Genomic DNA, 26972 nt, shown 5'->3' on the forward strand with positions numbered 1-26972 from the left:
TAAGTCCTTTTCGTCATCGCCTTCCAGCGGCGTCCGGGCCGTCTATACGCCTCGCCGCAGCGGAAATAAAGAAAGGCGCGCCGCATGAGTCCAACCGACAAAGGCCCGAGCGGCGAACCCAGCCCGCCGCATCCGCTCCGGCGCCGGGAGCCGCTTCCCGACGAGCGCCCGAAGCCCGCTTATGAAGACCCCGAGGCGGCGCGGCGCGTCGCCGCGCTCCTTTCGGGCGCGGCCTATCGGGAAGCCGATTCGGACATTGATTTCCTCAATTCGGACGACGCCCGCGGCCCAAGGCTCGAGCTCGACTATTTGAAGGCCGAGCTTCTATTGCGCCGGCGCGGGATTTCCGACGCCATCGTCGTCTTCGGCTCGACCCGCATCGTCGAGCCCAAGGCCGCCGCAGCGAGATTGGCCGAGGCCCGCGATACGGCGGCCGCGCGGCCGGACGACCCGGAAGCGATCCGCCGCCTGCGCGTCGCCGAGCGCATCGCCGCGAAGGCGCGCTATTACGAGATCGCGCGCGACTTCGGCCGGATCGTGGGCGAGGCCGGGCGGGCGCCGGATGGCCGCCGCCTCGCCATCGTCACCGGCGGCGGGCCGGGCATCATGGAGGCGGCCAATCGCGGGGCCTTCGACGCGGGCGCCGACACGGCGGGCCTCAACATCTCGCTGCCGCGCGAGCAGTTCCCCAATCCCTACATCACGCCGGATCTCTGCTTTCGCTTCCACTATTTCGCGATGCGCAAGCTGCATTTCGTGCTGCGCGCGCGGGCGCTCGTCGCCTTTCCCGGCGGCTTCGGCACGCTGGACGAGCTCTTCGAGACCCTGACCCTCGTACAGACCCGCGTCATGAAGCCGGTGCCCATCGTTCTCGTGGGAGAAGCCTATTGGCGGCGCGTGTTCGACCCGGATTTCCTCGTCGAGGAAGGGGTCATCGCCCCCGAGGACCGCGCGCTGTTCTGGTACGCCGAGACGGCGCAAGAAATTTGGGACGATATTTTGCGCTGGCGCGAAAAGGCTGGCGATCCCCTGATTTAGCCAAAATTCACGGGCTCCTGCCGCGCCGCGCCGCCACAAAAGCGTCGCGGCCGTCATTGTAACCAATGGAGCCGGTCACTATCTGACAGGCGCGGCAAAGCGCCGCCCGAGTTTCGAGAGGAGGTTTCTGCATGAGCTGGCTCAAGGCAATCGTCGGCGGCGCCATCGGCGCGGAAGCGCTCAGCCTCATCAAGGATTACGTCGAGAAGGAGGGCGGGCTGGACGCCGTCGTCAAGAAGTTCCAGAGCGGCGGCTATAAGCAGCAGGTGGAGTCCTGGATTTCGACCGGCCAGAATCAGGCGATCAGCGCCATTGAGGTCGGCCAGGCGGTCGGCATCGAAAAGATCAAGAAGCTCGCCGAGGCGGCGGGCGTCGATGTGAGCAAGGCCCGCGATCTCCTCGCCGAATATCTGCCGGTGGCGATCGACAAGGCCACGCCGGAAGGCAAGCTGCCGGTTCCCGAGAAGGACGAGTCCAAAAAGGCGTAAAATCTTCTCGTTTATGATCTCAGCCGCCGGACGCCATTCCGGCGGCTTTTTCTTCCGTCGCGCCGCTTTCCGGCCCGACTTGCCTCGCGAGCCCCGATTCATTAAGCCTTTGCCGGAAACTTCGACAAGGACGATTAATGACCAAGCGCGCGCTGGTGACGGGCGTCACGGGGCAGGACGGCGCCTACCTCTCGCAATTGCTGCTGGACAAGGGCTACGAGGTTCACGGCGTCATTCGCCGCTCCTCGCATCGCGGCGTCGAGGACCATCGCCTGCGCTGGCTCGGCATTGGCGGCAAGGTGCATCTTCACGACGCCGACCTCGCCGATCTCTCCAGCCTGCTGCGCACGGTCCACGAGGTCCAGCCCGACGAGATCTATAATCTCGCGGCGCAGTCCTTCGTCGCCTCCTCCTGGCGCCAGCCGGTGCTCACGGCCAACGTCACCGCCGTCGGCGTGACCAATATGCTGGAGGCCATGCGTCTCGGCGCGCCGGGCGCCCGCTTCTATCAGGCCTCTTCCTCCGAAATGTACGGGCTCATTCAGGAGCCGATGCAGAACGAGAAGACGCCCTTCTATCCGCGCAGCCCTTACGCCGTCGCCAAGCTCTATGGCCATTGGATCACGGTCAATTATCGCGAAAGCTTCGGCCTGCACGCTTCCTCCGGCATCCTCTTCAATCACGAGAGCCCGCTGCGCGGCGTCGAATTCGTCACTCGCAAGGTCACGCATGGCGTGGCGGCGATCAAGCTCGGCAAGGCGAGCGAGCTGCGCCTCGGCAATATCGACGCCAAGCGCGACTGGGGCCACGCCAGGGATTATGTCCGCGCCATGTGGCTGATGCTGCAGCAGGAGAAGGCGGACGACTATGTCGTGGCCACGGGCGTCACCACCACGGTGCGCGACATGTGCCGCATCGCCTTCGACCATGCCGGCCTCGACATGGACAAATATCTCGTCATCGACCCGGCCTTCTACCGGCCGGCGGAAGTCGACGTGCTGCTCGGGGATTCCGGCAAGGCCCGCAAGGCGCTCGGCTGGGCGCCCGAAATCGGTCTCGACCAGATGATAAGGGAGATGGTCGACGCGGACCTCGAACGGCTGCGGCTCGAACCCTGATCCATGCGAGAGGGCGCGGCGATGGCGGCCTATGAGCGCATTCTCCTGACGGGCGGCGCCGGCTTCGTCGGCTCCCATGTCGCGGCGGCGCTCGCCGCCGCTTATCCGGACGCAGAGCGCGTCATGCTGCTGCGCCCCGGAGAAGGCGGCGTCCATCCCGCCTTCAAGCCCGTCACGGGCGATCTCCTCGACGAGCCGGCGATCGACCGGATCGTCGCCGCGCTGCGCCCAAATCTCGTGGCGCATCTCGCCGGGCAGGCTTCGATCGGGCAGGCCGCCAAGGCGGCGGAGCAGACCTGGCGGGTTAATTTTCACGGCGCCTTCGGGCTCGGCGCGGCCGTCGCGCGCCATGCGCCGCGGGCGGTCGTGCTTTTCTCCTCGACGGCGGCCGCCTATGGCGCGAGCTTTCGCGAGGGCGTTCTGACCGAGGACGCGCCGCTGAGGCCGATGGACATTTACAGCCGGTCCAAGGCCGCCGCGGAAAGCGCGCTTGGCGACGTCATCGGCCCGGAGGCGCGGCTTATCGTGGCGCGCCCGGTCAATCATTCCGGTCCCGGCCAGAAGAGCCGCAACTTCGTTCTTTCCTCCTTCGCCGCGCAGATCGCCGCGATCGAGGCGGGGAAGGCGAAGCCGCTCATGAAGGTCGGCGACCTTTCCAAGGCGCGCGACTTTCTCGATGTGCGGGACGTCGTCGACGCCTATATGCGGCTGATCGCCAATGCGCCGGACCTGCCGGCGCGCGCGGTCTTCAACATCGGCTCCGGCGAGGCGCGCGCCATCGCCTCGCTGCTCGAAGAGCTGCGGGCCATGGCGCGGCTTCCCTTCGAGGTCGAGGTCGATCCGCAATTGCTGCGCCCCTCGGCGACGGACATCGCCAGCGTCGCCTGCGACGCCGCGAAGCTCCGCGCGGCGACGGGCTGGACGCCGCGTTTTTCGCAAAGCGACATGCTGGAGGCGCTGCTCGACGAGTGGCGGACGGAATTTGCGAGCGGCCGCGCATGAGCGGCGGCGATTCATCGTCCCGGGACGCCGAACGCATAAGGCTTCTTGAATTCCAGCTCGATTATCTGCGCGCCGAGCTTCTGCATCTCACTCATGAGCGCTACCGGCTGACCTATTCGGTCTCCGGCCATTTCTACAATTTCCTGCGGCCGATCGAGCAGCGCCTCGCCGACGCCGGCGCGGCGATCGCGGCGCGTTTCCGGCCCCGGCCGAAGGAGGCTCCGCCGCCCGCCGCCGCGCCGGCGCCTCTCGTCGCCGCGCGAGCGCTGCCCGCCAAACGGCTGCTCATCGACGTCACGGGCACGGTGAAGCGCGACGCTGGCACGGGCATTCAGCGCGTGGTGAAGGAAGTCGTCCGCGCCTGCCATTCGGGCGCCGTCTTCGACGTCCCCGTCTTCGCCGTCCGCTGCGAGGCGGGCGGACTCTATACGGCCAACGCCTTCATCGCCGCGCTCGGGGGCGGCGAGACGGGCCCGGACGCGGAAGTCGCGATTGAGCCCGGCGACCGTTTCCTGACGCTCTCGGACAGTTGGAACGCCTTCGAGACGCTCGCCCCCGTTTTCGATCGCATCCGCGCGCAGGGCGGCGAGATCGTCACCTGCATTTTCGATCTCATCCCCGAGCTCTATCCGCACGCCTGCCACGAGGCGACCGTGCCGCGCTATCGCGCCTGGCTGCGCAAGGCGCTTGTCGAAAGCGACGCGTTCCTCGCCATCTCCCGCACGGTCGCGGAGGAGCTTGCGGATTGCGTCGCCGCGAGCGGCCTGCCGCATCGGCCGGGATTGAAGATCGGCTGGTTCCATTGCGGCGCCGATCTCGCCGCGCCGGCGGCGCAGGCGCCGCGCGAGAAAATCGCGGGCGCGGTCGGCGGCGGCGCGCCGGTCTTTCTGATGGTCGGCACGATCGAGCCGCGCAAGGGGCACCGCGTCGCGCTCGCCGCTTTCGACGCGCTGTGGAGGCAGGGGATCGAGGCGCGCCTCGCGATCGTCGGCCGGCGCGGCTGGTTCGAGGAGGCGATTGTCGCGCAGATCCGGAATCACGCCGAATTCGGCGCGCGCCTCTTCTGGTTCGACGATGTGGACGACGGCGAGCTCTCCTATCTCTACGACCACGCCCGCGCCCTGATCCTGCCCTCCTACGCCGAAGGTTTCGGCCTGCCGATCGTCGAGGCGGCCCGGCGCGGGCGGACCGTGATTTGCAGCGACATCCCCGTCTTCCGCGAGGTCGGGCGCGACGGCGCGGTCTATTTCAGGGTCAATGACGCGGAGGCGCTCGCGGAGGCGGTTCGGTCCGTCCTGCGAGGCGAGGCCGCCGCCGATCCGTCCCGCGCGCTCGGCGTCTCCTGGGCGCAGGCGACGCGGCGCATCGTCGACGTCGTCGCGCGGGAAGACTGGCTCACGCGCCTGCCCTGATCTCGTATTGCGCCGCAACAAGCCGGCGGTCCCGGCTTTCCGGGAAGCGCCAAAGCGTGTTAGAGAAGCGACAATCAGTCGCGCGGTCCGGAATCTGCCGTCATCCCCGGACCAGGCGGCTTTTCGCTTGTTTCGCGGCCCGCTTCGCGCCGCCGCCCACCGGGGGATCAAACGTTCATGGGGCTCAACATTCCGTTCGTCAACGATCCGACGCCCAAGACCTTCCTGAAGATGCTGAATCTCGAGGCGTCGCAGCTCTCGCTCCCCGAGTCGGAGCAGCTCATGAAGGGCGCGCTCGCGGCCTATGTCGTGCTGCAGGCCGGCGCGCAATATTTCTCCAAGTCGCTTCCGGTCAGCATCTTCTACGGCGTCGCCAGCGCGGCGACGCTCTACGGCGCGACCTTCTATCTGCTGCGCTACCTGAAGCAGGAACAGAAATTCCTGAAGACGCTCACCGCCATGGCGGCGATGGGCGCGGTCGCGGCCCTCGCCTATATCATCCTGCACATCATCGTCGGCGTCGCCTTGCCGCCGCCGCTGCCGACCGATCGTCTCGCGCGATTCCTGCTCTTTCCGATCATCGTCTGGATCGCGTTCATGTACGCTTTCCTCTTGCGTCATGTTTCGCTGCGGCCGATTCCCGCCTTCGTGACGGCGACGCTTTACGTGCTCATGATCGAGATCGTGCTGTCAGCGATCAAGTTCTAACAGACACGCCGTCCTTGCGAGGAGGCGAAGCCGACGAAGCAATCCAGAGCGGCGATGGCAGGCTCTGGATAGCTTCGCTTCGCTCGCAATGACGGCGGAGGCCGGCGCGCTCCGCGAGAAATGCGCCGAAAGCCTTTTTCCGATTGATCTCAGGAAAATGGAAACCATGTCCGCGCATTAAGCGCGCATTAAGCATAATCCCTCATTCTTCCTTCATTCCCGCGCCGCGCCCTCGCGCCCGGCCGGCGCCCGAGCAAGGAAGAATGCAATGGTTCGCTCCACTTTGCGCGCCCGCGCGACGATCGTCACCGCGCTCCTCGGCGCGCTCTTCGCGCCCGCGACGCAAGCCGCGGACTTCCCCGCCATCGAGGCGCCGCCGCTGGTCGAGGAAGGCCCGGTCGAATGGGGCTCGAACTGGTATCTGCGCGGCGACGTGGGCGCCACACATCTTTCGCCGTCGGAGATTAGCGGCGTTGCACTCTCGAACAGCTTCCCGAACAATTGGACCATCGGCCTTGGCGGCGGCTACAAATTCAATAGCTGGCTACGCGGCGACGTCACGGTGGACTATGAGAGCCTCTATAACAAGAACGCCACATTGAACACAGTCTTGCCCTGCAGGACAGGCGCCGTACTGGATCCGGCGGACCCAACAAATTTAATATTTACGACCGCGCGCTGCATACCCCGCGTGCAAAATCGCACAGAATCGATGCTGGTCCTCGCCAACGCCTATCTGGACCTCGGAAACTGGTGGGGCTTCACGCCCTATGTCGGCGCCGGCCTCGGCGTGAACGTGCTCTATCAACGCGCACAGATGAACTGGTTCATGGGCAATGGCGTGCCTTATGCGGGCGTCACCTGGACGGATCCGAGAAACGGCGCAGTTTATATGGAGAATTGGGACAATCGGCGCGAGGGCACCTTCCTGCGGTTCGCCTACGCCTTCATGGGCGGCGTCGCCTATGACATCGACAACCATTGGAAGATCGATGTGGGCTATCGCTACGCCAATCTCGGCAAGATCGACGGCTTCGACAGATTCGGCAATCAGTTCTCCAGAAACCTGATCAGCCAGCAGGTTCGCGTGGGCTTCCGCTATATGATCGACTGACTAGGCGCGCCCGCCGCGCGATGCTAAACAGCGCACCGGCCGGTTCCCCGCGGATCGGCCGGTTTTGCATTTCGCGCCCAGCGCCCGACCCGGATCGTCCCATGACCTCTCTCGATGTTCTCGGCATCGGCAACGCCATTGTCGACACCATTTCCCGCGCCGAGGACGACGCTCTCGTCGCCGCCGGCCTCATCAAGGGCTCCATGGCGCTCGTCGACGAGGCGCGCGCCGACGAGCTCTATGAGCTGATGGGGCCGACGACCGTCATTTCCGGCGGCTCCGCCGCCAACACGATGGCGGGGATTGCGAGTCTCGGCGCCAAGGCCGGCTTCGTCGGCAAGGTGAAGGACGACGAGGCGGGCCGCGAATTCAGCCATGACATCCGCAAGGCGGGCGTCGCTTTCGACACGCCCGCCGCCGATGACGGCGCGGCGACCGCGCGCTGCCTGATCTTCGTGACGCCGGACGGCCAGCGCACGATGAACACCTATCTCGGCGCCTGCCAGGCCTTGCAGCCGACGGACATAGACGAGAGCCAGGTCGCCGACGCCAAGGTTCTTTATATGGAGGGCTATCTGTGGGACCCGCCGGGCGCCAAGCAGGCCTTTCTGCGCGCCGCCAAGGTCTCCCGCGCCAAGGGCCGCAAGGTGGCGCTGACCCTCTCCGATTCCTTCTGCGTCGGCCGCTATCGCGCTGAGTTCCTGTCGCTCATCCGCGACCGCGTCGTCGACATTCTCTTCGCCAATGAGAGCGAATTGCACGCGCTCTACGAAACCGCCGATTTCGACACGGCCGTCGCCGCGCTGCGCGCGGAGAAGGATCTGCTTGGCGTCGTGACGCGCTCCGAGAAAGGCTGCATCGTCGCAAATGGCGAGACGCTGATTTCCGCTCCCGCCTTTCCGGTCGAGGAGGTCGTCGACACGACCGGCGCCGGCGATCTCTTCGCGGCGGGGTTCCTGACCGGCTACACCAGGGGCCTGCCGCATGAGAAAAGCGCCGCGCTCGGCGCGCTCGCGGCCGCCGAGATCATCTCGCATGTCGGCGCGCGTCCGCTGAAGGATCTGCTGCAGCTCGCGCGCGACAGCGGCATTCTGGCCTGAACGACAAGAACCCCTTAGAGCGCGCGGCGAAAAAGCGGGAACCGGTTTTTCGCGAGACGCGCGCTCTCAACTTTGGAGTCGATCGCGCGGCCCAATCGCAGCGTGATATAGGAGGAAACGGCATGCGCAACATCTCGAAGACGCTTTCCGCCGCGATTTTCGCGGGCCTGACGGGCCTCGCGCTCGCCCCTGCGGCGGTCCGCGCCGAGCCGGAGACGACGCTGACCGCGAGCGGCCTGAAATATATCGACGTGAAGCCCGGAACGGGCGCGTCGCCGAAGGTCGGCCAGACGGTCAAGGTGCATTACACGGGCTGGCTCTATGTGAACGGCGCCAAGGGCAAGAAATTCGACAGCTCCAGGGATCGCGGCGAACCCTTCGAATTTCCGCTCGGCATGGGCCAGGTGATCAAGGGCTGGGACGAGGGCGTCGAGACCATGAAGGTCGGCGGCAGGCGCACGCTGATCATCCCGCCGGAGCTGGGCTATGGCGCGCGCGCCATGGGCGCCGCCATTCCGGCGAATAGCTGGCTCATCTTCGACGTGGAGCTGCTGGGCGCGAAATGATGGCGCGGGGCCGACATTCCCGGCGGGCCGAGGACCAGGCGAGGATTGCCGCCCTTCGCGCCGCCGCTTGAAGCCGACTCTCCAGGCCGACTCTCACGCCCCCGTTGACAAGCCCCGTTTCCGCTTGCTTAGATGGGAACGGCGATGGGGTTCCGCCATGTAACCGCCCTCGGGGCTGATGACTCCTGCTTGTCTCTGCACGGCGGGAGTCTGCATGAAAACGCTTTCCTTTGAGAAAACGACGTCGAGGCTGGCGTCTCGCGCATTTGCCGCCGGACGGACGGCCTGCCTGGCCTTCGCGCGGAGGGCCGTGAGATGACCTCGATCTGGGCGCAAGCGGCGCTGGTGTTCGGCCTGGCGCTTATCGCAAGCCTCCTCGCAAATCGCTTTCGCCTGTCCACCGCGCTTGTCGAAATATTGGTGGGCCTCAGCGCGCAGGCCGTTCTCGGCCTCGTCGGCTATGCCTGGATATTCGACGTCCAGGCGCCCTGGGTGAAGACGCTCGCCGGGATCGGCGCCATTCTCCTCACCTTCCTCGCCGGCGCCGAGCTCGATCCGGACGTCTTCAAGCGCCAATGGAAGGAAGCCGCCGCGATCGGCGGCGCGAGCTTCCTCATTCCGGCCGTCGCCTGCTGGGCGGCGGCGCATTATCTGCTCGGCTGGGAATCCTCGCCCGCGCTCCTCGCCGGCATCGCGCTCGCCGCCACTTCCGTCGCCGTCGTCTACACGGTGATGATGGAATATGGCTTCAACCGCACGGATTACGGCAAGACGATCCTCGCCGCCTGTTTCATCACCGATCTCGGCACAGTGGTGACGCTCGGCCTCGTCTTCGCGCCCTTCACCTTCAAGACGCTGCTCCTCGCCGTCGCGCTCGGCGCGGCCTTCGTCTATTTCCCGAAGATCACGCCGCTCGCCTTTGCGCGATTCGGCGGCCGCCCTTCGGAATTCGAAGCGAAATTCCTGCTCTTCGCGCTCATGGGCCTGGGCGCGCTCGCGACCTGGGCGGGAAGCGAAGCCGTCCTGCCCGCCTATCTCGTCGGCATGGCGCTCGCGGGAAGCGTGGGCCGCGACGCCGCGCTGATCCGGCGCCTGCGCACCATCGCCATCGGCCTGCTCACGCCCTTCTATTTCATCCGCGCCGGCTATTTCGTGTCGCTGCCCGCCGTGCTCGCGGCGCCCGTCGGCGTCATCGTGTTCCTTCTGGTCGAGATCGCCAGCAAGGTCGCGAGCGTCTATCCGGTGGCGCGCGGCTTCAACGCGCCGCACAAGGACGCGATGTATACGACGCTGCTGATGGCGTCGGGCCTGACCTTCGGCACCATCTCGGCGCTCTTCGGCCTTTCCAACGGCATTATCGACCAGTCGCAATATTCGACGCTCGTCGCCGCCATTATCGGCACGGCCGTCGCGCCGACGCTCGTCGCCAATACATATTTCCTGCCGCGCCATCTCCTGCCGAAGGACGAGGCCGAGACGCCGCAGGCGCATGCGGCGCAAGTGGAGAAAGCGCTGGAGACGAGCGACGTGCGCTCGTAGGCCTTGCGAGCGAGAGCAATCCGGGAAAGGCGCGCCGCGGACAGCGAATTGAACGCGGCGCTCAGGGCTGCTCCATCAGCTCCTCGGCTTCGAGCTCGATCAGCGTCGGCTTGGGTTTCGGCGTCTTCGCCGGCGGCGACGGCCGCGCGAGCCATACCGCCGCGGCGAGCAGGAGGAAGACCACGGCCCCGAAATAGAAGGCGTCGTCGAGGCCGAGCAGCAGCGCCTGCTGGCGCATCAACCGCGCCATTTGCGCGCGCGCCACATTCTCGGTCATGCCGAGATCCTGCAGCTTGCTGAAGAGCTGGCCCATCACGTCGAGCGAGGGATAGGACCTTCCGCCGAAATGATCCGCCATCTCGAGCTGGTGCGCCGGCGCGCTCCGGAACTGCACCACCGCCTGCCAGGTGATGCCATAGGCGCCGAAGGCGGTGCGCAGCATGGCGAGCTCCTCCGCCGCGCGGATGAGCTGCGTCCCGGCGAGGCCCTGAACGGCGATGGCCGCAGGCGGCGCGAAGAATGTCGCAAGGAAAAAGCCGAAGAACAGCATCGGCGTCGTGATCGCGTCGAAGGACGCGAGCTTGTCATACTGGCCCAGCCAGGTGAGCGTCACCGCGAAGCCGATGAAATTCAGGCTCGCGAAATAGCGCGGATCCATCCGCTTCACGAGAAGATGCACGATGGAGACGAGCGGCGCCGCGACAATCGCCATGATGAGATAGACGCCGCCCGCGAGCGAAGACGTATAGCCGAGCAGCGTCTGCAACTGGCCGATGAAGACCGACAGCGTTCCCTGTATGACGAGAAAGCCCAGAAGCGAGCAGAAGGTCGCGACCGCGTAATTGCGATGACGAAAGAGGCGGATGTCCAGGACGGGATGACGCTCGCCCAATTCCCAGATCACAAAGGCGGGAAAGGCGATCAGCACCATGATGAGCATGAAAACCAGAATAGGCGAGCCGAACCAGTCGAAATCATTGCCCTGGTTGAGGATGGTCTGCGCCCCGACCAGCGTGACCGAGATCAGGACGAATCCGACCGTGTCGAACCGCGTGATGCGCCGCTTGAAAGGTCGCCCGTAAAGCAGCGCGGCGACGATCCCGGCGATGGGCAGGCCGAGGATGACGTTTGAATAGAAGAGCATCCGCCAGCCCACATATTCGGCCCAGAAGCCGCCCATGAACACGCCGAGCGTGAAGGGCGCCATGCTGAGCACCGCCCACCAGGCGACGCCGAAGCTGCGGTATTTTTCGTCTATTTCGCTTAGCGCCAGCGCCTGGCCGAGCGGCAGGATGACGCCGCCCGCGACGCCGAGCAGGAAGCGCATGGGCACGAAGAACCAGATCGTCTGGCTCCAGGCGCAGGCGAGAGAAAAAAACGCATAGAACATGAAGGCGGCGACATAGACCCGCCGCTCGCCATAGCGCCCGGAGAGCCAGCGCGCGAAGGGCAGGCCGAGCACGATGCCCATCATATGATCGGTCGTGCCCCAGGTGCCGAAGCTCGGATTGACGCCCTGAAGGCTTCCGGCGGCGTAAGGCACGAGCACCGTATAGCCCGGCACGTTGGAGAGGGCGATGACATTGGCGACGGCGAGCGCCGCCTGAAGCAGCAGGAAGCGCCAGCCGGTCAGTCGTTCGGTCATTGGCGCGCCTTTTGATTTGAGAGGCGGCTAATTTTAGGAAGCAGCTTGGGCAAGGCGGACTCCAGGCGCGCGATCGCAACAGGAGTCATCGGCCCCGAGGGCGGTTACAAGGCGAACCCCATCGCCTGCCCGGCAGTTTAGACGAAAGGCGCGGGGGCTTGTCAACCAAGGGCGCCGCTTTTTAGGAGCTGCGGCGATGTGGCCGCGACGAGGGGCTTTTCCGGAAGGACCGGACGGTCCATCATCATAAGTGACGTCGCTCTTGCCTCGCGCGAGAGAAGGCGGCTCCGCGCGCGACATCGGACCAGCGACACTTCATGACGACAGCACATTGGCGGGGACGCCCGGAGGAGATCGCGGCAATCGTCGCGGCTCGCCATGGCGATCCTTTCGCGTTTCTCGGCCTGCATGAGACGGCGCAAGGAATCGTCATCCGCGCCTTCGTTCCGGGCGCGGAAACGGTCGTCGCCGAGACGCCGGAGGGCGAGACGATCGCAACGCTCGAGCGCGTCCACGCCGACGGCTTCTTCGAGGGATTGACCCCGCTCCAGGGCCGCGCGCCCTATCGTCTCGCGGCGTCGAACGGCGCGGCGCGGCGGCGCTTCGCCGACCCTTACGCCTTTCCGCCCTTCCTCGGCGCGATGGACGATTATCTCCTCGTCGAGGGCGCGCATCAGAAGCTCTATGAGCGGCTCGGCGCGCATGTCGTGACGCATGAGGGCGTCGAGGGCGTGAATTTCGCCGTCTGGGCGCCCAACGCCCGGCGCGTCTCCGTCGTCGGCGACTTCAACCAGTGGGACGGGCGCCGCGCGCAGATGCGCAAGCGCGTCGACAGCGGCGTCTGGGAAATCTTCATCCCCGGAACGGGCGCGGGCGCGGTCTATAAATACGAGATCGTCGGGCGCCACGGAAATCTCCTGCCGCTCAAGGCCGATCCGCTCGGCTTCGAAGCGGAGCTTCGTCCCTCGACCGCCTCCGTCGTCGCGTCGCCAGAGCCTTATGATTGGGGCGACGCCGTTCATATGCGCGAGCGCGCGAAATACGACCCGCGCCGCGCGCCCATGTCGATCTACGAGGTTCACCTGCCCTCCTGGCGCAAGGCGGAGGGCTGGCGCTTCCTCACTTACGACGAGATCGCCGACCAGCTCGTGCCTTACGTCGCCGAGTTGGGCTTCACCCATATCGAGCTGCTGCCGATCAGCGAGCATCCGCTCGACGCCTCCTGGGGCTATCAGCCGATCGGCCTTTTCGCGCCGACTCGGCGGCATGGCGACGCCGACGGCTTCAAACGGCTCGTCGACCGCGCGCACAAAGCGGGCTTAAGCGTCATTCTCGACTGGGTTCCGGCGCATTTCCCGACCGACGAACACGGCCTCGCCCAATTCGACGGCGGCCCGCTCTATGAGCACCCCGACCCTCGCCGCGGCTTTCATCCCGACTGGAACACCGCGATCTATGATTTCGGGCGCCGCGAGGTCGCGAACTTCCTCATCGCCAGCGCGCTCTATTGGCTCGACCGCTTCCATATTGACGGGCTGCGCGTCGACGCCGTCGCCTCCATGCTCTATCTCGACTATTCTCGAAAGGCGGGCGAATGGGCGCCGAATCCCGACGGCTCCAACGACAATCGCGACGCGGTGCGCTTTCTTCAAAGGTTCAACGAGCTTGTCTACGGGCTCCATCCCGGCGCCGTGACCATCGCCGAGGAATCGACCTCCTGGGCCGGCGTGACGCGGCCGACCGACAGCGGCGGGCTCGGCTTCGGCTTCAAATGGAACATGGGCTGGATGAACGACACGCTGCGCTACATGTCCTCCGACCCGATCTATCGCAAATGGCGCCATAACGAGCTGACCTTCGGCCTTCTCTACGCCTTCGCGGAGAATTTCGTGCTGCCGCTCTCGCATGACGAGGTCGTGCACGGGAAGCGCTCCATCGTGGCGAAGATGCCCGGCGACGAATGGAAGCGCTTCGCCGGCGCGCGCGCCTATTACGGCTTCATGTGGGGACATCCGGGCAAGAAGCTTTTGTTCATGGGCCAGGAATTCGGCCAGACGAGCGAATGGAACGATGCCGGCGAACTCGAATGGGGTCTGCTCGACCACGCGCCGCATCGCGGCCTGCGCGACTTCATTCGCGATCTCAATCGTCTTTATCGCGGCTGTGAGGCGCTGCATGCGCGCGATTGCGAAAGCGAGGGCTTCGAATGGGTGGTTGTGGACGATGCGGACAGTTCCGTCTTCGCCTTTCTGCGCTACGGCGCGGATCGCGCAAAGCCCATCCTCGTCGTCTCGAGCTTCACGCCCGCGCCTCGGCATAATTACAGGCTGGGCCTTCCGCGCGCGGGGCGTTGGCGCGAAATCCTGAATTCCGACGCCGCGATCTATGGCGGCTCCGGCCAGGGCAATCTCGGCGCGATCCATGCGCGCGCCGAAGGCTGCGCGGGCTTTCCGGCGAGCGCGGACATTCAAATCCCCCCGCTCGCCACTTTGTTCTTCGAATTCGAAAGCGATGGTCTACAATGATCCTCGAATCGCACAGGATGTGACCGATGGCCGCCTATGACAATGCGCCGCTCGCGCGCTACGCCATGGCCTATGTTCTCGCCGGCGGCCGGGGCTCCCGGCTGATGGAATTGACCGACCGGCGCGCCAAGCCCGCGGTCTATTTCGGCGGCAAGTCGCGCATCATCGACTTCGCGCTTTCGAACGCGCTCAATTCCGGCATTCGGCGCATCTGCGTCGCCACGCAATACAAGGCGCACAGCCTCATCCGGCATTTGCAGCGCGGCTGGAGCTTCTTCCGAACCGAGCGCAATGAGAGCTTCGATATTCTGCCCGCGAGCCAGCGCGTCTCCGAGGATCACTGGTATCTCGGCACGGCCGACGCCGTTTATCAGAACCTCGACATCGTCGAGAGCTACGACCCGAAATACATCGTCCTGCTCGCCGGCGACCATGTCTACAAGATGGACTATGAGCACATGCTGCAGCAGCATGTGGAGCAATGCGCGGACGTCACCATCGGCTGTCTCGAGGTCGCGAGAGCGGAGGCGTCGGGCTTCGGCGTGATGCATGCGGATCATGACGACCGCATCCTCTCTTTCATCGAGAAGCCCGCCGATCCGCCCGCCATGCCCGGCCATCCCGACCGCGCGCTGGTCAGCATGGGCATCTATGTCTTCGAGGCGAAATTCCTCTACGACCAATTGCGCCGCGACGCCGACGATCCGAGCTCGACGCATGATTTCGGCAAGGACGTCATTCCCCATATCGTGCGGCACGGCAAGGCCGTCGCCCATCACTTCTCGCGCTCCTGCGTGCGCTCGGCGAGCGAGCAGCAAGCCTATTGGCGCGACGTGGGAACGGTCGACGCCTATTGGGCGGCGAACATCGATCTCACCGATTTCGTGCCGCAGCTCGATCTCTACGACCGCAACTGGCCGATCTGGACTTACGCCGAAATCACGCCGCCCGCGAAATTCGTGCATGACCAGGTCGGGCGGCGCGGACAGGCTTTGTCCTCGCTCGTCTCCGGGGGCTGCATCGTTTCCGGCTCGACGCTGCGGCGCTCGCTGCTCTTCACCGGCGTGCGCGTGAATTCCTACGCCACGGTCGAGAATGCGGTCGTTCTCCCTTACGTCGATATCGGCCGCTCGGCGCGCCTCACCAATGTCGTGGTCGATCGCGGCGTGCGCATTCCGCAAGGCCTCGTCGTCGGCGAAGAGCCCGAGCTCGACGCGCGGCGCTTCCGCCGCACCGAGCAGGGCGTGTGCCTCATCACGCAGCCCATGATCGACAGGCTCGCTTCATGAATTTGCGCGTTCTGGCGGTCGCCTCTGAAATGAGCCCGCTCGTCAAGACCGGCGGCCTCGCGGATGTCGTCGGCGCATTGCCGGCCGCGCTCGTGCGCGAAGGCGTCGAGACGCGCACGCTGATACCCGGCTATCCCGGCGCGCTCGCGGCGCTGGGCCATGGCGAGACCGTTCTTTCCTTCGACGATCTCTTCGGCGGTCCGGCCTGGGCGCTTGAAGGCCGGCTCGACGGGAAGATCGTCTATTCGCTCGTCGCGCCGCATCTCTATGCGCGAGACGGCGGACCATATGCGGACAAGAACGGGGCCGATTATCCCGACAACGCCTTCCGCTTCGCCGCGCTCGCCTGGGCGGCGGCGCAAATGGCCCAGGGCGCGCTCGCGGATTTCACGCCGCATGTGCTGCACGCGCATGACTGGCAGGCCGCGCTCGCGCCCGTCTATCTCCATTACAGCGGCAGGCCGCGCCCGGCGACGGTTCTCACCATCCACAACATCGCCTTTCAGGGGCAATATGCGAAAGAGCTTCTGGGCGCGCTGCGCCTGCCGGACGAATCCTTCGTCATGGAGGGCGTCGAATATTACGGCGCCATCGGCTTTCTGAAGGCGGGCCTGCAGCTTTGCGACCGCATCGCCACCGTCTCGCCGAGCTATGCGCTGGAGATCGAGACGCCGGAATTCGGGATGGGGCTGGACGGCCTGTTGCGCGCCCGCGCCGGTGTCGTGAGCGGCATTCTCAACGGCGTCGACGAGGACGTATGGAATCCGGCGACGGACAAGCGCATCGAGGCGACTTACGACGCCGCGACTCTCGCGGCGCGCGGAAGGAATCGCGCCGCATTGCAGAAGCGCTTCCATCTCGATCCCGATCCGGACGCCTTTCTCCTCGGCGTCGTGAGCCGCCTGTCCTGGCAGAAGGGCCACGACATGCTGCTCGCCAATCTGCCCACGCTCATGTCGCGCCATGCGCAGCTTGCATTGCTCGGCGCGGGCGATAGACATCTCGAGGAAGGCTTCCTCGCCGCTCAGGACGCCTATCCCGGCCGCGTCTCGGTCTTTATCGGCTATAGCGAGGACATGGCGCATCTCATTCAGGCGGGCGCCGACGCCTTCCTCGTCCCCTCGCGCTTCGAGCCTTGCGGCCTCACGCAGCTTTACGCCTTGTGCTACGGCGCCGCGCCGATCGTCTCGCGCGTCGGCGGATTGAAGGATACGATCATCGACGCGAATGAAATGGCGATTCAGGCCGGCGTCGCGACGGGCGTGCAATTTTCGCCGCCGACAGCGGAGGCGCTCGCCATCGCGCTGCGCCAGGCCGAGCGTCTGTTCAGGGACAAGGACACGTGGCGCAGATTGCAATTGAACGGCATGAAGACCGACGTCTCCTGGCGCCAGCCCGCGCGGCGCTACGCGGCGCTCTATCGCGAGGCGGTGGCGGCGCGGGAGTGAGCGCAGGGCTGGCGACCTGGGGCGCGTTGCCCCCCTCTCCCCGCTTGCGGGGAGAGGGCAGGGTGAGGGGCAAGGCGTCAGCACGCAATCTTTGGACAACTCCAGCGCCACTGAAATATTCGCCAGAGATTCTTGCGCTCGCTCCGCCCCTCACCCCAACCCTCTCCCCGCAAAGCCCGTCGAAAGACGGGCGTCTTTCGACGCCCTTTGCGGGGAGAGGGAGAGAGGCTCGAGCCTGATGCGCGTCACGACCGGCGCGCCCGAACCTCTCGGCGTCACGCTCGACGACACGGGCGCCAATGTCGCGGTCTTCTCCGCACATGCCGAGGAAATCCACCTCTGCCTCTTCGATGACAGCGGCGCCGAAACGCGGCGCATTCGCCTCCCCGCGCGCAGCGGCGACGTCTTTCACGGCCGCGTTGAAGGGCTGAAAGAAGGCCAGCTTTACGGCCTCCGCGCCTACGGCCCCGACGCGCCGCATGAAGGCCATCGCTTCAACGGCGCGAAGCTCCTCGTCGATCCTTATGCGCTCGCGCTCGACCGGCCGCTGTCCCTGCATGCGAGCATGTTCGCCTTCGGCGAAACCGCGACGCAAGACAGCGCGCCGCATCTCGCCAAATGCGTGATGTCGCGCCCGCAAGCGGCGGCGCCCTCGCGGCCGCATCATGTGTGGAGCGAGACGATCATCTATGAGACGCACGCCAAGGGTTTCACCGCGACGCAGCCCGATATCCCGTCAAACCTGCGCGGAACATTTGCGGGCCTTGCGCATGAGGCGGCGATCGCGCATCTCGCAAAGCTCGGCGTCACGACGCTGGAGCTCCTGCCCTGCGCCGCCTGGATCGACGAGCGCCATTTGCCGCCGCTCGGCCTTTCCAATTATTGGGGCTACAATCCCATCGCCATGATGGCACCCGATCCGCGTCTCGCGCCGGGCGGCTGGACGGAAGTGCGCGAGGCCGTCGCGAAGCTTCACGCCGCGGGCCTCGAAGTCATCATCGACGTCGTCTTCAATCATACGGGCGAGAGCGACGAGCTTGGGCCGACGCTGTCGCTGCGCGGACTCGACAACGCCAGCTATTACCGTCTCGCGGCGGACCGCGCGCATTATGTGAACGACGCCGGCTGCGGCAATATTCTCGCCTTCGACCGTGCGCCGGTCATGCGCCTCGCCATGGACGCGTTGCGCGCCTGGGCGATCCATGGCGGCGTCGACGGCTTTCGCTTCGATCTCGCGACGACGCTCGCGCGCCTGCCTTCGGGCTACGACGCCAACGCGCCTTTCCTCGCCGCGCTGCTGCAGGACCCGATCCTGCGCGAATTGAAGCTCATCGCCGAGCCGTGGGACATCGGCCCAGGCGGCTATCGGCTCGGGCGCTTCCCCGCTCCCTTCGCCGAATGGAACGACCGCTATCGCGATGGCGTCCGCCGCTTCTGGCGCGGCGACCCTGCCGGCGTCTCGGAGCTTGCGACGCGCATCGCCGGCTCGCAGGACTTTTTCGCGCGCCGCAGCCCGTCGCGCAGCGTCAATTTCATCGTCGCGCATGACGGCTTCACGCTGCGCGACCTCGTCTCCTATGCGCATAAGCGCAATGAGGCGAATGGCGAAGAGAATCGCGACGGGACGAACGACAATCTTTCCTGGAACAACGGGGCCGAGGGCGAAAGCGGCGATCTTGCGATCCTCGAAGCGCGCGCGCGCGACCAGCGCAATCTGCTTGCGACGCTGCTTCTGTCGCGCGGAACGCCCATGCTCGCAATGGGCGCCGAGCTCGGGCATACGCAAAAAGGCAACAACAACGCCTATGCGCAGGACAATGAATCCAGCTGGCTCGATTGGTCGAAGGCCAACCCCGCCCTGATCGAGGCGACGGCGAAACTCGTTTCTTTGCGCAAGTCGCATCCCGCCTTGCGCCAGGATCGCTTTCTCGACGGCGCCGCGCATGACGGCGCGGCTGTCCCCGACGTGCAATGGCTCACCGCCTCCGGCGCGCCGATGCGGGAGGAAGATTGGCGCCGCGGCGACGCCGAGACGCTGACCGTCGCGCTTTATGCGGAAGACGACCGCGCTCTGATCGTCTTCCATCGCGGCGCGGCGGCGCTCGACGTCACGCCGCCGCCCGCCCGCGACCTTCATGAATGGCGCATCGCCTTCGACGCCGCCGAGCCCGACCGGAGCGAAACCGTCTCCGGCCGCATTTTCGTGGCGGCGCGATCCGTCCTGCTGCTTGTCGAAGAGAAACAGGCGCCCCCTCGCCCCGCCTCGCCCCCGGACGACGCGCTGCTGGCCCAGCTTTCCGAGGCCGCCGGCGTCGCGACGCGCTGGCGCGACGTCGACGGCCGCGCGCATGACGTTCCGCGCGAGACATTGCTGCGGCTGCTGACGAGTCTCGGCCTGCCCGCGCAAAGCCGCCCCGAGGCGCGCGACAGTCTCGCCCGCCTCTCCGAGATGCGCGACCGCCGCGCTTTGCCCCAACATCTCGTCGCGCGCGAAAATGAGGCCGGCGCGCTGCGTCTTTCCGCGAATAAGGACGGCGCGCCGGCGAGACTCGTTCTGACGCATGAAGACGGCCGCGAAGAGCCGGTCGCCCTTTCCGCGCTCGCGCCCTGCTCATGGCGCGGCGCGGATGGGCGCGAGAACCATGGCTATTGCGCGCAATTGCCGCCGCTTCCCGCCGGGCGCTACGCCTTGCGCGCGGAGAATGACGAGGCCCTTTGCCGCCTCATCGTCGCGCCGGCGCGATGCTACTTGCCGGACGACGAACGCCGCTTCGGTCTTTCGGCGCAGCTTTATTCGCTGCGCCGCGAGGGCGATCAGGGCGTCGGCGATTTCACGACGCTCTCCCTTCTCGCGCGCAACAGCGCCGAAGCGGGGGCGTCGCTTGTCGCGATCAATCCGCTGCATGCGCTTTTCCCGCAGGATTGCTCGCGCGCGAGCCCCTATTACCCCTCTGACCGGCGCTTTCTCGATCCTCTTTACATCGACCTTGCCGATCTTCTGGGCGACGCTTTCGACGAAGAGACGGCGCGGGCGCTCTCTTCTCTCGACGCCGTCGACTACCCGGCCGTTCATACGCTCAAGCAGCGGGCGCTCGAAAGCGCCTTCGCCCGTTTCGACGCTTTGGCGCGCGAGCATCCGGACGCCGCGCCGGTCGCCGATTTCACGCAATTCGCGCTTGACGGCGGCGAGACATTGACGCGTTTCGCGCTTTTCGAAGCGATCAGCGAGACGCGCGCGGGCGAGAACTGGCGCCGATGGCCGCAGCCCTTGCGCGAGGGCGCGCGCGACGCGCTCGCGGCCTTCGCGCTGGAAAACGCGACGCGCCTGCGCTTTCATCGCTTCCTGCAATGGATCGCCGACCGGCAATTCGCGCAGGCCGCGAAAACGGCGCGCGAAAGCGGTCTCGCTCTCGGCCTGTGCCGCGATCTCGCGGTCGGCGCCGCTCCGGACGGCGCGGAGAGCTGGAGCAAGGCCGCGCGCCTCGTTGAGGGCTTCTCCATCGGCGCGCCGCCCGATCCCTTCAGCCGGGACGGCCAGAGCTGGGGCCTGCCGGCGCCGAATCCTCTCGCGATCGAACTCGACGGCGGCGCGGACTTCGCCGAGCTCGCGCGCGCCAATATGCGGCATGCCGGCGCGTTGCGCATCGATCACGTGATGGGGCTCGCGCGGCTCTTTCTCGCGCCCGAAGGCGAGAAGGCGCATGCGGGCGCCTATGTCTCCTACCCGCTCGACGCGCTGCTCGCGCAGCTCGCTTTGGAAAGCGCGCGCGCAAATTGCATGGTCGTGGGCGAGGACCTCGGCACCTTGCCTTGGGGCTTTCGCGAGCGGCTGGAGGCTTCAAACGTGCTGAGCTATCGCGTCGTCTGGTTCGAGCGCGCGGGAATGGGCTTCATCCCGCCGCGCGATTATCCGAAGAAGGCGATGGCCTGCGTCTCGACGCATGATCTGCCGACGCTGGAAGGCTGGTGGCGCGGAGCCGACATCGACGAGAAGGAAAGCCTCGGCCTGCTGGCGCCCGACGCCGCGGCTTTCGAACGCGGCGCCCGCCTCAAGGACAAGCGCGCCTTGCTCGACGCCTTGCGCGGCGAGGGGCTTCTCGGCGGCGTCGCCGAAAACGATCCCTTCAATGACGCGCTGGCGACGGCGCTGCATCGTTTCGCCGCGCATTCGCCCTCGATCCTCGCCATGGCGCAGCTCGACGAGCTTTCCGGCGAAAGCGTGGCCGTTAACCTTCCCGGCACGGACCGGGAGCGGCCCAATTGGCGGCGCAAGCTGCGGCGTCCCGTGGAAACGCTTTTCTCGACGCCCCGCGCGGCGGCCGTGATTGCGGGCCTCCGCCGCATTCTGGTCTAGATTCCGGCGGCATATTTTGCCGCGCCGGTCCTCGTCGACGAGCGCGGACGCGGGAGGGTTGAAGGCGCGCATGCATTTGTCGAGCGAGCGATTTCGAGGAGGCGACGGGCGCGTGCTCGCGATCGCCGGTTTCGTCATCGCCTCCTCGCTCGCCGTCCGCGCCGAGGAGAAGGCGGGAAGCGCGCCCGAGATCCCGGATGTCGCAGTCAAGCGCCTCGAATTGCGCGGGGTCGAGGATACAATCGGCGGCTCGAGGGAGCGGACGAAGAAGCTCGAGGAAGAAATTGCGGCCAACGCCGCCATTCGCGAAAACCTCAACAAGACGCTGCTCGAGGCGACGGGCCGGCTGCAGGAGACCGAAGCGCACGCCGCCCAGATCGAGGAGCGGTTGGGAAAAATCGCCGAGGACGAAAAGAAGATCGTCGCCTCGCTGGAGAGCCGCCGCGCGCTGATCGTCGAGGTCCTGATGGTGCTGCAGCGCATGGGGCGGCGTCCGCCGCCCGCTTTGCTCGCGCGCCCGCAGGACATTCTCGACGCCGTCCGCGCCTCGCTCGCGCTGGGCGACGTGTTGCCGCAAATGCGCGCGGAAGCCCGGGCGCTGCAAAGCGATCTCGCCGAGCTCGCGCATCTGCGCGAGAGCGCGCGCCACGAACAGGACCGCCTCGCGCAGGAGAAGACGGCTCTGGCCGAGCAGCGGGAGAAGCTCGGCAGCCTCATCGCCATGCGGCAGGAGGCCATCTCGGCCGCGCAAGCGGCGCTGCAGACCGAGAGCGAACGCGCGGCCAAGCTGGCGCGGCAGGCGACGAGCCTCAAGGAGCTCATCACGCGCATGGAGGCGGAGAGCGCGGCGGCCCGCATGGCGGCGGAAAACGCCCGCAAGGCGGACGAGGCGCGCGCCGCGGCGCAGGCGAAGCTCTCGGACGAGCAGCGCCGCAGGGCGCTCGCCGCGCCCTTCAAGGACGCCGCGCGCCTTGCGCCGGCCGTGTCCTTCGCCGATCTCAAGGGCAAGTTGAATTTCCCAGTTTCCGGACCGGTTTTGAAGCGTTTCGGGGCGCCCGACGGCTTCGGCGGCAGGGAGAAGGCCTATTTCCTCGGCGCCCGCGAAAACGGCGTCGTCGTCGCGCCCTGCGATGGATGGGTCGCGTTTTCAGGGCCTTACCGAACCTATGGTCAACTCTTGATCATTAACGCCGGCGACGGCTATTATGTCGTCCTGGCCGGCATGAATCGCTTGAATGTGAACGTCGGGCAATTTGTCCTGGCGGGCGAGCCGGTGGCCAGCATGGGAGACTTGGCCGCGCAGACGGCGGCGACCATCGCGATCGGCGCGAAACAGCCCATTTTATATGTCGAGTTCCGCAAGGACGGAACTTCGATCGACTCGAGCCCATGGTGGGCGAAGTCAGACAGTCGGAAGGTCGGCGGATGATTCGCAAAACTGCTCTACTCGCTACCGGTATCGCCATCGGAGCTGGATGCGCGACGCTGGGTCAGCAGGCCCGCGCGCTGATCGGCACGCCGGCGGTCGCCGCTACCGCCGACACCTATAAATTCCTGAGCCTCTTCGGCGACGTGTTCGACAAGGTCCGCGCCGATTATGTCGAGAAGCCCGACGAGCAGAAGCTGGTCGAGAACGCCGTCAACGGCATGCTCACCTCGCTCGATCCGCATTCGAGCTATCTCGACGCCAAGGGCTTCAAGGACATGCGGACCCAGACCGAGGGCAAGTTCGGCGGCCTGGGCATAGAGGTGACGCAGGAAGAGGGCCTCGTGAAGGTCGTCACGCCGATCGACGACACGCCCGCTTCGCGCGCGGGCGTCATGTCGGGAGACCTGATCGGCGCCATTGACGACGAGAGCGTGCAGGGCATGACGCTCAACCAGGCCGTGGACAAGATGCGCGGCCAGATCAACACGCCGGTCAAGCTCACGATCTTCCGCGGCAAGGACAAGGACAAGATCGAGGTCAAGCTGACCCGCGCCGAGATCCACATCAAGTCCGTGCGTTCGCGCAAGCAGGACGAGGACATCGGCTATGTCCGCATCTCCCAGTTCAACGAGGAGACGGCGGACGGCCTGCGCAACGCCATGGCGAAGTTCCAGCAGGAAATTCCGGCCGACAAGTTCAAGGGCTACATCATCGATCTGCGCAATAATCCGGGCGGTCTGCTCGACCAGTCGATCCAGGTGGTCAACGCCTTCATCGACAAGGGCGAGATCGTCTCGACGCGCGGCCGCAACGCCGACGAGACCCAGCGCTACAACGCCCGCCCGGGCGACCTCTCCAAGGGCAAGCCGGTGGTCGTGCTGATCAATGGCGGCTCGGCTTCGGCCTCCGAGATCGTCGCCGGCGCGCTGCAGGACCACAAGCGCGCGACGCTGATCGGCACGCGTTCCTTCGGCAAAGGCTCGGTGCAGACCATCATCCCGCTCGGCGGCGCCAATGGCGCGCTGCGCCTCACCACGGCGCGCTATTACACGCCGTCGGGCCGCTCGATCCAGGCCAAGGGCATCGATCCCGATATGATCATCCTGCAGGACGTGCCGGACGAGCTGAAGGGCAAGGACGACACGAAGGGCGAGGCCTCGCTCAAGGGCCATCTCAAGAATGGCGAGGACGAGAAGAGCGGCTCGCAGGCCTATGTGCCCCCGGACGAGAAGAAGGACAAGCAGTTGATCGCGGCGGTGGAGCTGCTGCACGGCAAGTCCAAGGCGCAGATCATGGCCGAGCAGACCAAGGAAATCGCCAAGGACTCGACAAAGGCCCCGACCAAGGCCAATTGATCGGAGGCGAATGGCGAATAGGGAGTAGCGAATGGAAAGTTCCACTCGCTATTCGCTATTCGCTATTCGCTATTTCGCCTCATAGCTACGGCGCCGCCTGATGTCTGTCCTCGACTACGCCAATCCGACGCGCTTTCTCAATTTCGCGCGCATCGTCCTGCCCTGGCTCTCCGGCCTCACGCTGATCCTGCTCGCGGTCGGGCTCTACGGCGCCTTCACGGCGCCGCCCGACTATCAGCAGGGCGAAACGGCGCGGATCATGTATATCCACGTGCCTTCCGCCTGGCTCGCCATCTTCGCCTATGTCGTAATGACCTCGGCCTCGCTCGGCGTGCTCGTCTGGAAGCATCCGCTCGCTGACGCCGCGCAGAAGAGCGCCGCCCCGCTCGGCGCGGCCTTCACCTTCGTCTGCCTCGTCACCGGCTCGCTCTGGGGCAAGCCGATGTGGGGAGCCTATTGGGTGTGGGACGCGCGGCTCACCTCCATGCTGGTGCTGTTCCTGCTCTATCTCGGCCTCATCGCCGTGCGGCAGACGATGGACGACACGCCGCGCGGGGCGCGCATCGCCGCCATCATGACGCTGGTCGGCGCGATCGACATTCCGATCATCAAATATTCGGTCGACTGGTGGAACACGCTGCATCAGCCGGCCTCCGTCTTCCGCATCGGCGGGCCGGCCATTTCCGGCTCCATGCTCTGGCCGCTGCTCGTCATGGCGCTCGCCGCGACGCTTCTCTTCCTGACCCTGCATTTCATGGCGATCCGCAACGAGATCCTGCGCCGCCGCCTCGCCCGCCTGTCGCTTCAGGCGCTGCAGGAGGCCGCGCGCGACGAGGGCGACGCTTCGCTGGAGGCCGCGCAATGAGCGAACATGTGGGCTTCGTGGCGCTCGCTTATGCAATCGCCTTTCTTACGATCGGCGGCATGGCCGCGCGCATCCTTCTCGATTATCGCCGCCTCAAGGCGGAGCTTGCGCGTCTCGGCGCCAAGGGCCGGGACGAGGCGGGCCGGGCCGAAGATGGAGGCGCCCCGTGAGCGAGCCCGCGACCGAGGCGGCGCGCTCGCCCCTGCGCTTCCTGCCGCTCGTTCTTTTCACGCTTCTGGCGGGCCTTTTTCTCGTCCGGCTCTTTTCGGGAGACGCCTCGCGCATTCCGTCCGCGCTCATCGGCAAGCCGGCGCCCGAGTTCGATCTGCCGGCGCTCGCGGGGCTCGGCGACACGCCGGGCTTTACGACGGCGGATCTGCGCAAGGGCCATGTCAGCGTCGTCAATATTTTCGCGAGCTGGTGCGCGCCCTGCCGACAGGAGCATCCAATCCTGATGGCGCTCGCGCAGGATGGCGCGTTGAAAGGCAAAGGGATCGAGCTTTACGGCCTCTCCTACAAGGATGAGGCGGCGAATGCGCTAAGTTTCCTCAAGGAAGAGGGCAACCCCTTCCAGCGCGTCGGCGTCGACCCGGCGGGCCGCACGGCGATCGATTTCGGCGTCTATGGCGTGCCGGAGACCTTCGTCGTGAAGGGCGACGGGACGATCGCCTATAAGTTCATCGGGCCGCTGACCGCCTCGGCGGCCGCGGCCCAGTTGATCCCCGAAATCGAAAAAGCGATGGCTAAATAGTCCATAGCCGCATTTCGCGGGAGGCGGATGTTTTTCGCGCGACGGCGGTCTAGCGCCGGTCTCCGAGCTTCGCGCCGTCGCGCGGCGGCCGCGCGCCTTTCTGGAATTCGACGCCGACCAGCGTCTGTCGGCGCCAGACCACATGCGCCACATGCTTGGCGTGGCCGACGGTCAGGACGAAAGCGTCGGGCAGGGTCGCGCCCTGACAGTCGATCCTCGCCCCCGTCGTGGAAATGTCGATCACGCGACAGGGGATCGCGGGCTCCATTCCGCCCGGATCGGCCCAGACCTCCGCGAAGGATTTGAGCCGCGGCGCCGCGCGCCTGTCGTCGCTGGCCGCGATTTTACGCCGGGATTTTTCGGTGAAAGGAGCTTGCATGGGGTCTCGCGCGAGGAATGGTTTCGACGCGGGGGGCATTATGCCGTTAAAGAAATTGACGATTTCTCACCAGCGACCATGTCCTGCGCCGTAAATTTCCATTCCTACGGCGCTTTTAGGAACAGCCCCGCCGTCAGCGCGGCGCCGATGACGACGATGAAGACGCGCAGGACCTTCTCGTCGATCACATGGATGAGCCGCGCCCCGGCGACGCCGCCGACCGTCGCGCCCGCCGCCGTGACGATCGCCTGGGGCCAGTGCAGATCGGGCGAAAACAGGAAGATGGCGACCGCCGAGGCGTTCATCACGCCCGCCAGCACATTCTTGGTGGCGCTGGCGATGCGCACCGCCTGCCCCGCCATGGTGAGGGCCGCGACCATCAGAAAGCCGATGCCGCCGCCGAAATAGCCGCCATAGACGGAGATGAGAAACTGAACGAGGCTCGTGGCCCCGGCGGAGAGATGGCCATGCGTTTCGCCCGGCTTTCGGAAGAAGCTGCCCCAGGCGAAAAGCCCCGTCGCGAAGAGCACGAGCCACGGCACGAGCCGCGCGAAGAAGCCGCGCGGCGTCTCCAGCAGGACCACCGCGCCGACGGCGCCGCCGACGATGCTGATGACGAAGAGCCAGCGCAGGCTGAGTCCGCCGACCCCTTCGGCGTGGCGCCGGCCGGTCCAGCCCGTCGCCACCTGCGCCGGAAAGAGCGCGACGCAGGAGGTGATGTTCGCGGCGAGCGCGTCCATGCCGGTGAACATCAGCGTCGGCAGAATGAGGAAGGAGCCCCCGCCCGCGAGCGCGTTTTGCGCGCCCGCCCAGATCGCGACCGCGAAAAGGAGAAGATAAGCCATGC

At 66.2% G+C, this 26972-nt stretch carries 22 protein-coding genes and 2 riboswitches; of the genes, 19 read left to right on the plus strand and 3 right to left on the minus strand.

What is annotated here, in order from left to right:
- The first annotated feature begins 84 nt into the window (after positions 1-84).
- From ACV7JP_RS06225 to ACV7JP_RS06270, 10 genes are all read left to right on the plus strand, one after another.
- On the plus strand, positions 85-1038 hold the full coding sequence (locus tag ACV7JP_RS06225; protein ID WP_457798354.1) for an LOG family protein: 954 nt from the start codon (positions 85-87) through the stop codon (positions 1036-1038).
- 131 nt (positions 1039-1169) lie between these two features.
- On the plus strand, positions 1170-1526 hold the full coding sequence (locus ACV7JP_RS06230) for a YidB family protein (protein ID WP_457798355.1): 357 nt from the start codon (positions 1170-1172) through the stop codon (positions 1524-1526).
- Positions 1527-1663: 137 nt separating this feature from the next.
- A complete protein-coding gene (gene gmd, locus ACV7JP_RS06235; RefSeq protein WP_457798356.1) occupies positions 1664-2644 on the plus strand; it encodes a GDP-mannose 4,6-dehydratase in 981 nt (326 codons plus the stop codon).
- 21 nt (positions 2645-2665) lie between these two features.
- Positions 2666-3646: an NAD-dependent epimerase/dehydratase family protein gene (locus ACV7JP_RS06240; RefSeq protein WP_457798357.1), complete on the plus strand. Its 981-nt coding sequence runs from the start codon at positions 2666-2668 to the stop codon at positions 3644-3646.
- Positions 3643-5058: a glycosyltransferase family 4 protein gene (locus ACV7JP_RS06245; RefSeq protein ID WP_457798358.1), complete on the plus strand. Its 1416-nt coding sequence runs from the start codon at positions 3643-3645 to the stop codon at positions 5056-5058. Before ACV7JP_RS06240 ends, ACV7JP_RS06245 begins: the two co-directional genes overlap by 4 nt.
- Before the next feature lie 177 nt (positions 5059-5235).
- The gene (locus ACV7JP_RS06250) at positions 5236-5766 is read left to right on the plus strand and encodes a hypothetical protein (protein WP_457798359.1); all 531 of its coding nucleotides are present in this window, start codon (positions 5236-5238) and stop codon (positions 5764-5766) included.
- A 268-nt stretch (positions 5767-6034) separates the two neighbouring features.
- Positions 6035-6880, plus strand: coding sequence for an outer membrane protein (locus ACV7JP_RS06255; protein ID WP_457798360.1), 846 nt, complete (start codon positions 6035-6037; stop codon positions 6878-6880).
- A gap of 101 nt (positions 6881-6981) precedes the next feature.
- Positions 6982-7980 carry an adenosine kinase gene (locus tag ACV7JP_RS06260; RefSeq protein WP_457798361.1) on the plus strand — a complete coding sequence of 333 codons (999 nt, stop codon included), beginning with the start codon at positions 6982-6984 and terminating at the stop codon, positions 7978-7980.
- A 122-nt stretch (positions 7981-8102) separates the two neighbouring features.
- Positions 8103-8546, plus strand: a complete 444-nt coding sequence (locus ACV7JP_RS06265) for an FKBP-type peptidyl-prolyl cis-trans isomerase (protein WP_457798362.1) — start codon at positions 8103-8105, stop codon at positions 8544-8546.
- Positions 8547-8677: 131 nt separating this feature from the next.
- Positions 8678-8741: riboswitch (Fluoride riboswitch) on the plus strand.
- Between the two features lie 120 nt (positions 8742-8861).
- Positions 8862-10085, plus strand: a complete 1224-nt coding sequence (locus tag ACV7JP_RS06270; protein ID WP_457798363.1) for a cation:proton antiporter — start codon at positions 8862-8864, stop codon at positions 10083-10085.
- A 61-nt stretch (positions 10086-10146) separates the two neighbouring features.
- On the opposite strand, the gene ACV7JP_RS06275 is transcribed toward ACV7JP_RS06270, so the two are convergent.
- The gene (locus tag ACV7JP_RS06275; protein ID WP_457798364.1) at positions 10147-11730 is read right to left on the minus strand and encodes an MFS transporter; all 1584 of its coding nucleotides are present in this window, start codon (positions 11728-11730) and stop codon (positions 10147-10149) included.
- Positions 11731-11802: 72 nt separating this feature from the next.
- A riboswitch (Fluoride riboswitch) is annotated at positions 11803-11865 on the minus strand.
- 182 nt (positions 11866-12047) lie between these two features.
- Here ACV7JP_RS06275 and glgB point away from each other — a divergent pair.
- The 9 genes from glgB to ACV7JP_RS06320 all read left to right on the plus strand — a co-directional run bounded on the left by glgB (position 12048) and on the right by ACV7JP_RS06320 (position 25746).
- Positions 12048-14255: a 1,4-alpha-glucan branching protein GlgB gene (gene glgB, locus ACV7JP_RS06280; RefSeq protein WP_457798365.1), complete on the plus strand. Its 2208-nt coding sequence runs from the start codon at positions 12048-12050 to the stop codon at positions 14253-14255.
- Between the two features lie 26 nt (positions 14256-14281).
- A complete protein-coding gene (gene glgC, locus ACV7JP_RS06285) occupies positions 14282-15544 on the plus strand; it encodes a glucose-1-phosphate adenylyltransferase (RefSeq protein ID WP_457798366.1) in 1263 nt (420 codons plus the stop codon).
- The gene (glgA, locus tag ACV7JP_RS06290; protein ID WP_457798367.1) at positions 15541-16992 is read left to right on the plus strand and encodes a glycogen synthase GlgA; all 1452 of its coding nucleotides are present in this window, start codon (positions 15541-15543) and stop codon (positions 16990-16992) included. The genes glgC and glgA overlap by 4 nt, the downstream gene beginning before the upstream one ends.
- A 238-nt stretch (positions 16993-17230) precedes the next feature.
- On the plus strand, positions 17231-21346 hold the full coding sequence (gene glgX / locus ACV7JP_RS06295) for a glycogen debranching protein GlgX (RefSeq protein WP_457798368.1): 4116 nt from the start codon (positions 17231-17233) through the stop codon (positions 21344-21346).
- A 112-nt stretch (positions 21347-21458) separates the two neighbouring features.
- Positions 21459-22775 carry a murein hydrolase activator EnvC family protein gene (locus tag ACV7JP_RS06300; RefSeq protein WP_457798369.1) on the plus strand — a complete coding sequence of 439 codons (1317 nt, stop codon included), beginning with the start codon at positions 21459-21461 and terminating at the stop codon, positions 22773-22775.
- Positions 22772-24130, plus strand: coding sequence for a S41 family peptidase (locus tag ACV7JP_RS06305; protein ID WP_457798370.1), 1359 nt, complete (start codon positions 22772-22774; stop codon positions 24128-24130). The genes ACV7JP_RS06300 and ACV7JP_RS06305 overlap by 4 nt, the downstream gene beginning before the upstream one ends.
- Before the next feature lie 100 nt (positions 24131-24230).
- Positions 24231-24995, plus strand: a complete 765-nt coding sequence (locus ACV7JP_RS06310; protein ID WP_457798371.1) for a heme ABC transporter permease — start codon at positions 24231-24233, stop codon at positions 24993-24995.
- A complete protein-coding gene (gene ccmD / locus ACV7JP_RS06315) occupies positions 24992-25165 on the plus strand; it encodes a heme exporter protein CcmD (protein ID WP_457798372.1) in 174 nt (57 codons plus the stop codon). The genes ACV7JP_RS06310 and ccmD overlap by 4 nt, the downstream gene beginning before the upstream one ends.
- Complete coding sequence (locus ACV7JP_RS06320; protein ID WP_457798373.1) at positions 25162-25746, plus strand: DsbE family thiol:disulfide interchange protein; 585 nt, start codon at positions 25162-25164, stop codon at positions 25744-25746. Before ccmD ends, ACV7JP_RS06320 begins: the two co-directional genes overlap by 4 nt.
- A 49-nt stretch (positions 25747-25795) precedes the next feature.
- Here the strand turns inward: ACV7JP_RS06320 and ACV7JP_RS06325 are convergent, their stop codons facing one another.
- Together ACV7JP_RS06325 and ACV7JP_RS06330 are read right to left on the minus strand one after the other, a co-directional pair.
- Positions 25796-26125 carry a PilZ domain-containing protein gene (locus ACV7JP_RS06325; protein WP_457798374.1) on the minus strand — a complete coding sequence of 110 codons (330 nt, stop codon included), beginning with the start codon at positions 26123-26125 and terminating at the stop codon, positions 25796-25798.
- Positions 26126-26229: 104 nt separating this feature from the next.
- Positions 26230-26970, minus strand: coding sequence for a sulfite exporter TauE/SafE family protein (locus tag ACV7JP_RS06330; protein ID WP_457798375.1), 741 nt, complete (start codon positions 26968-26970; stop codon positions 26230-26232).
- Between the last annotated feature and the right edge of the window lie 2 nt (positions 26971-26972).

This window comes from Methylocystis sp. S23 (genome assembly GCF_054106005.1).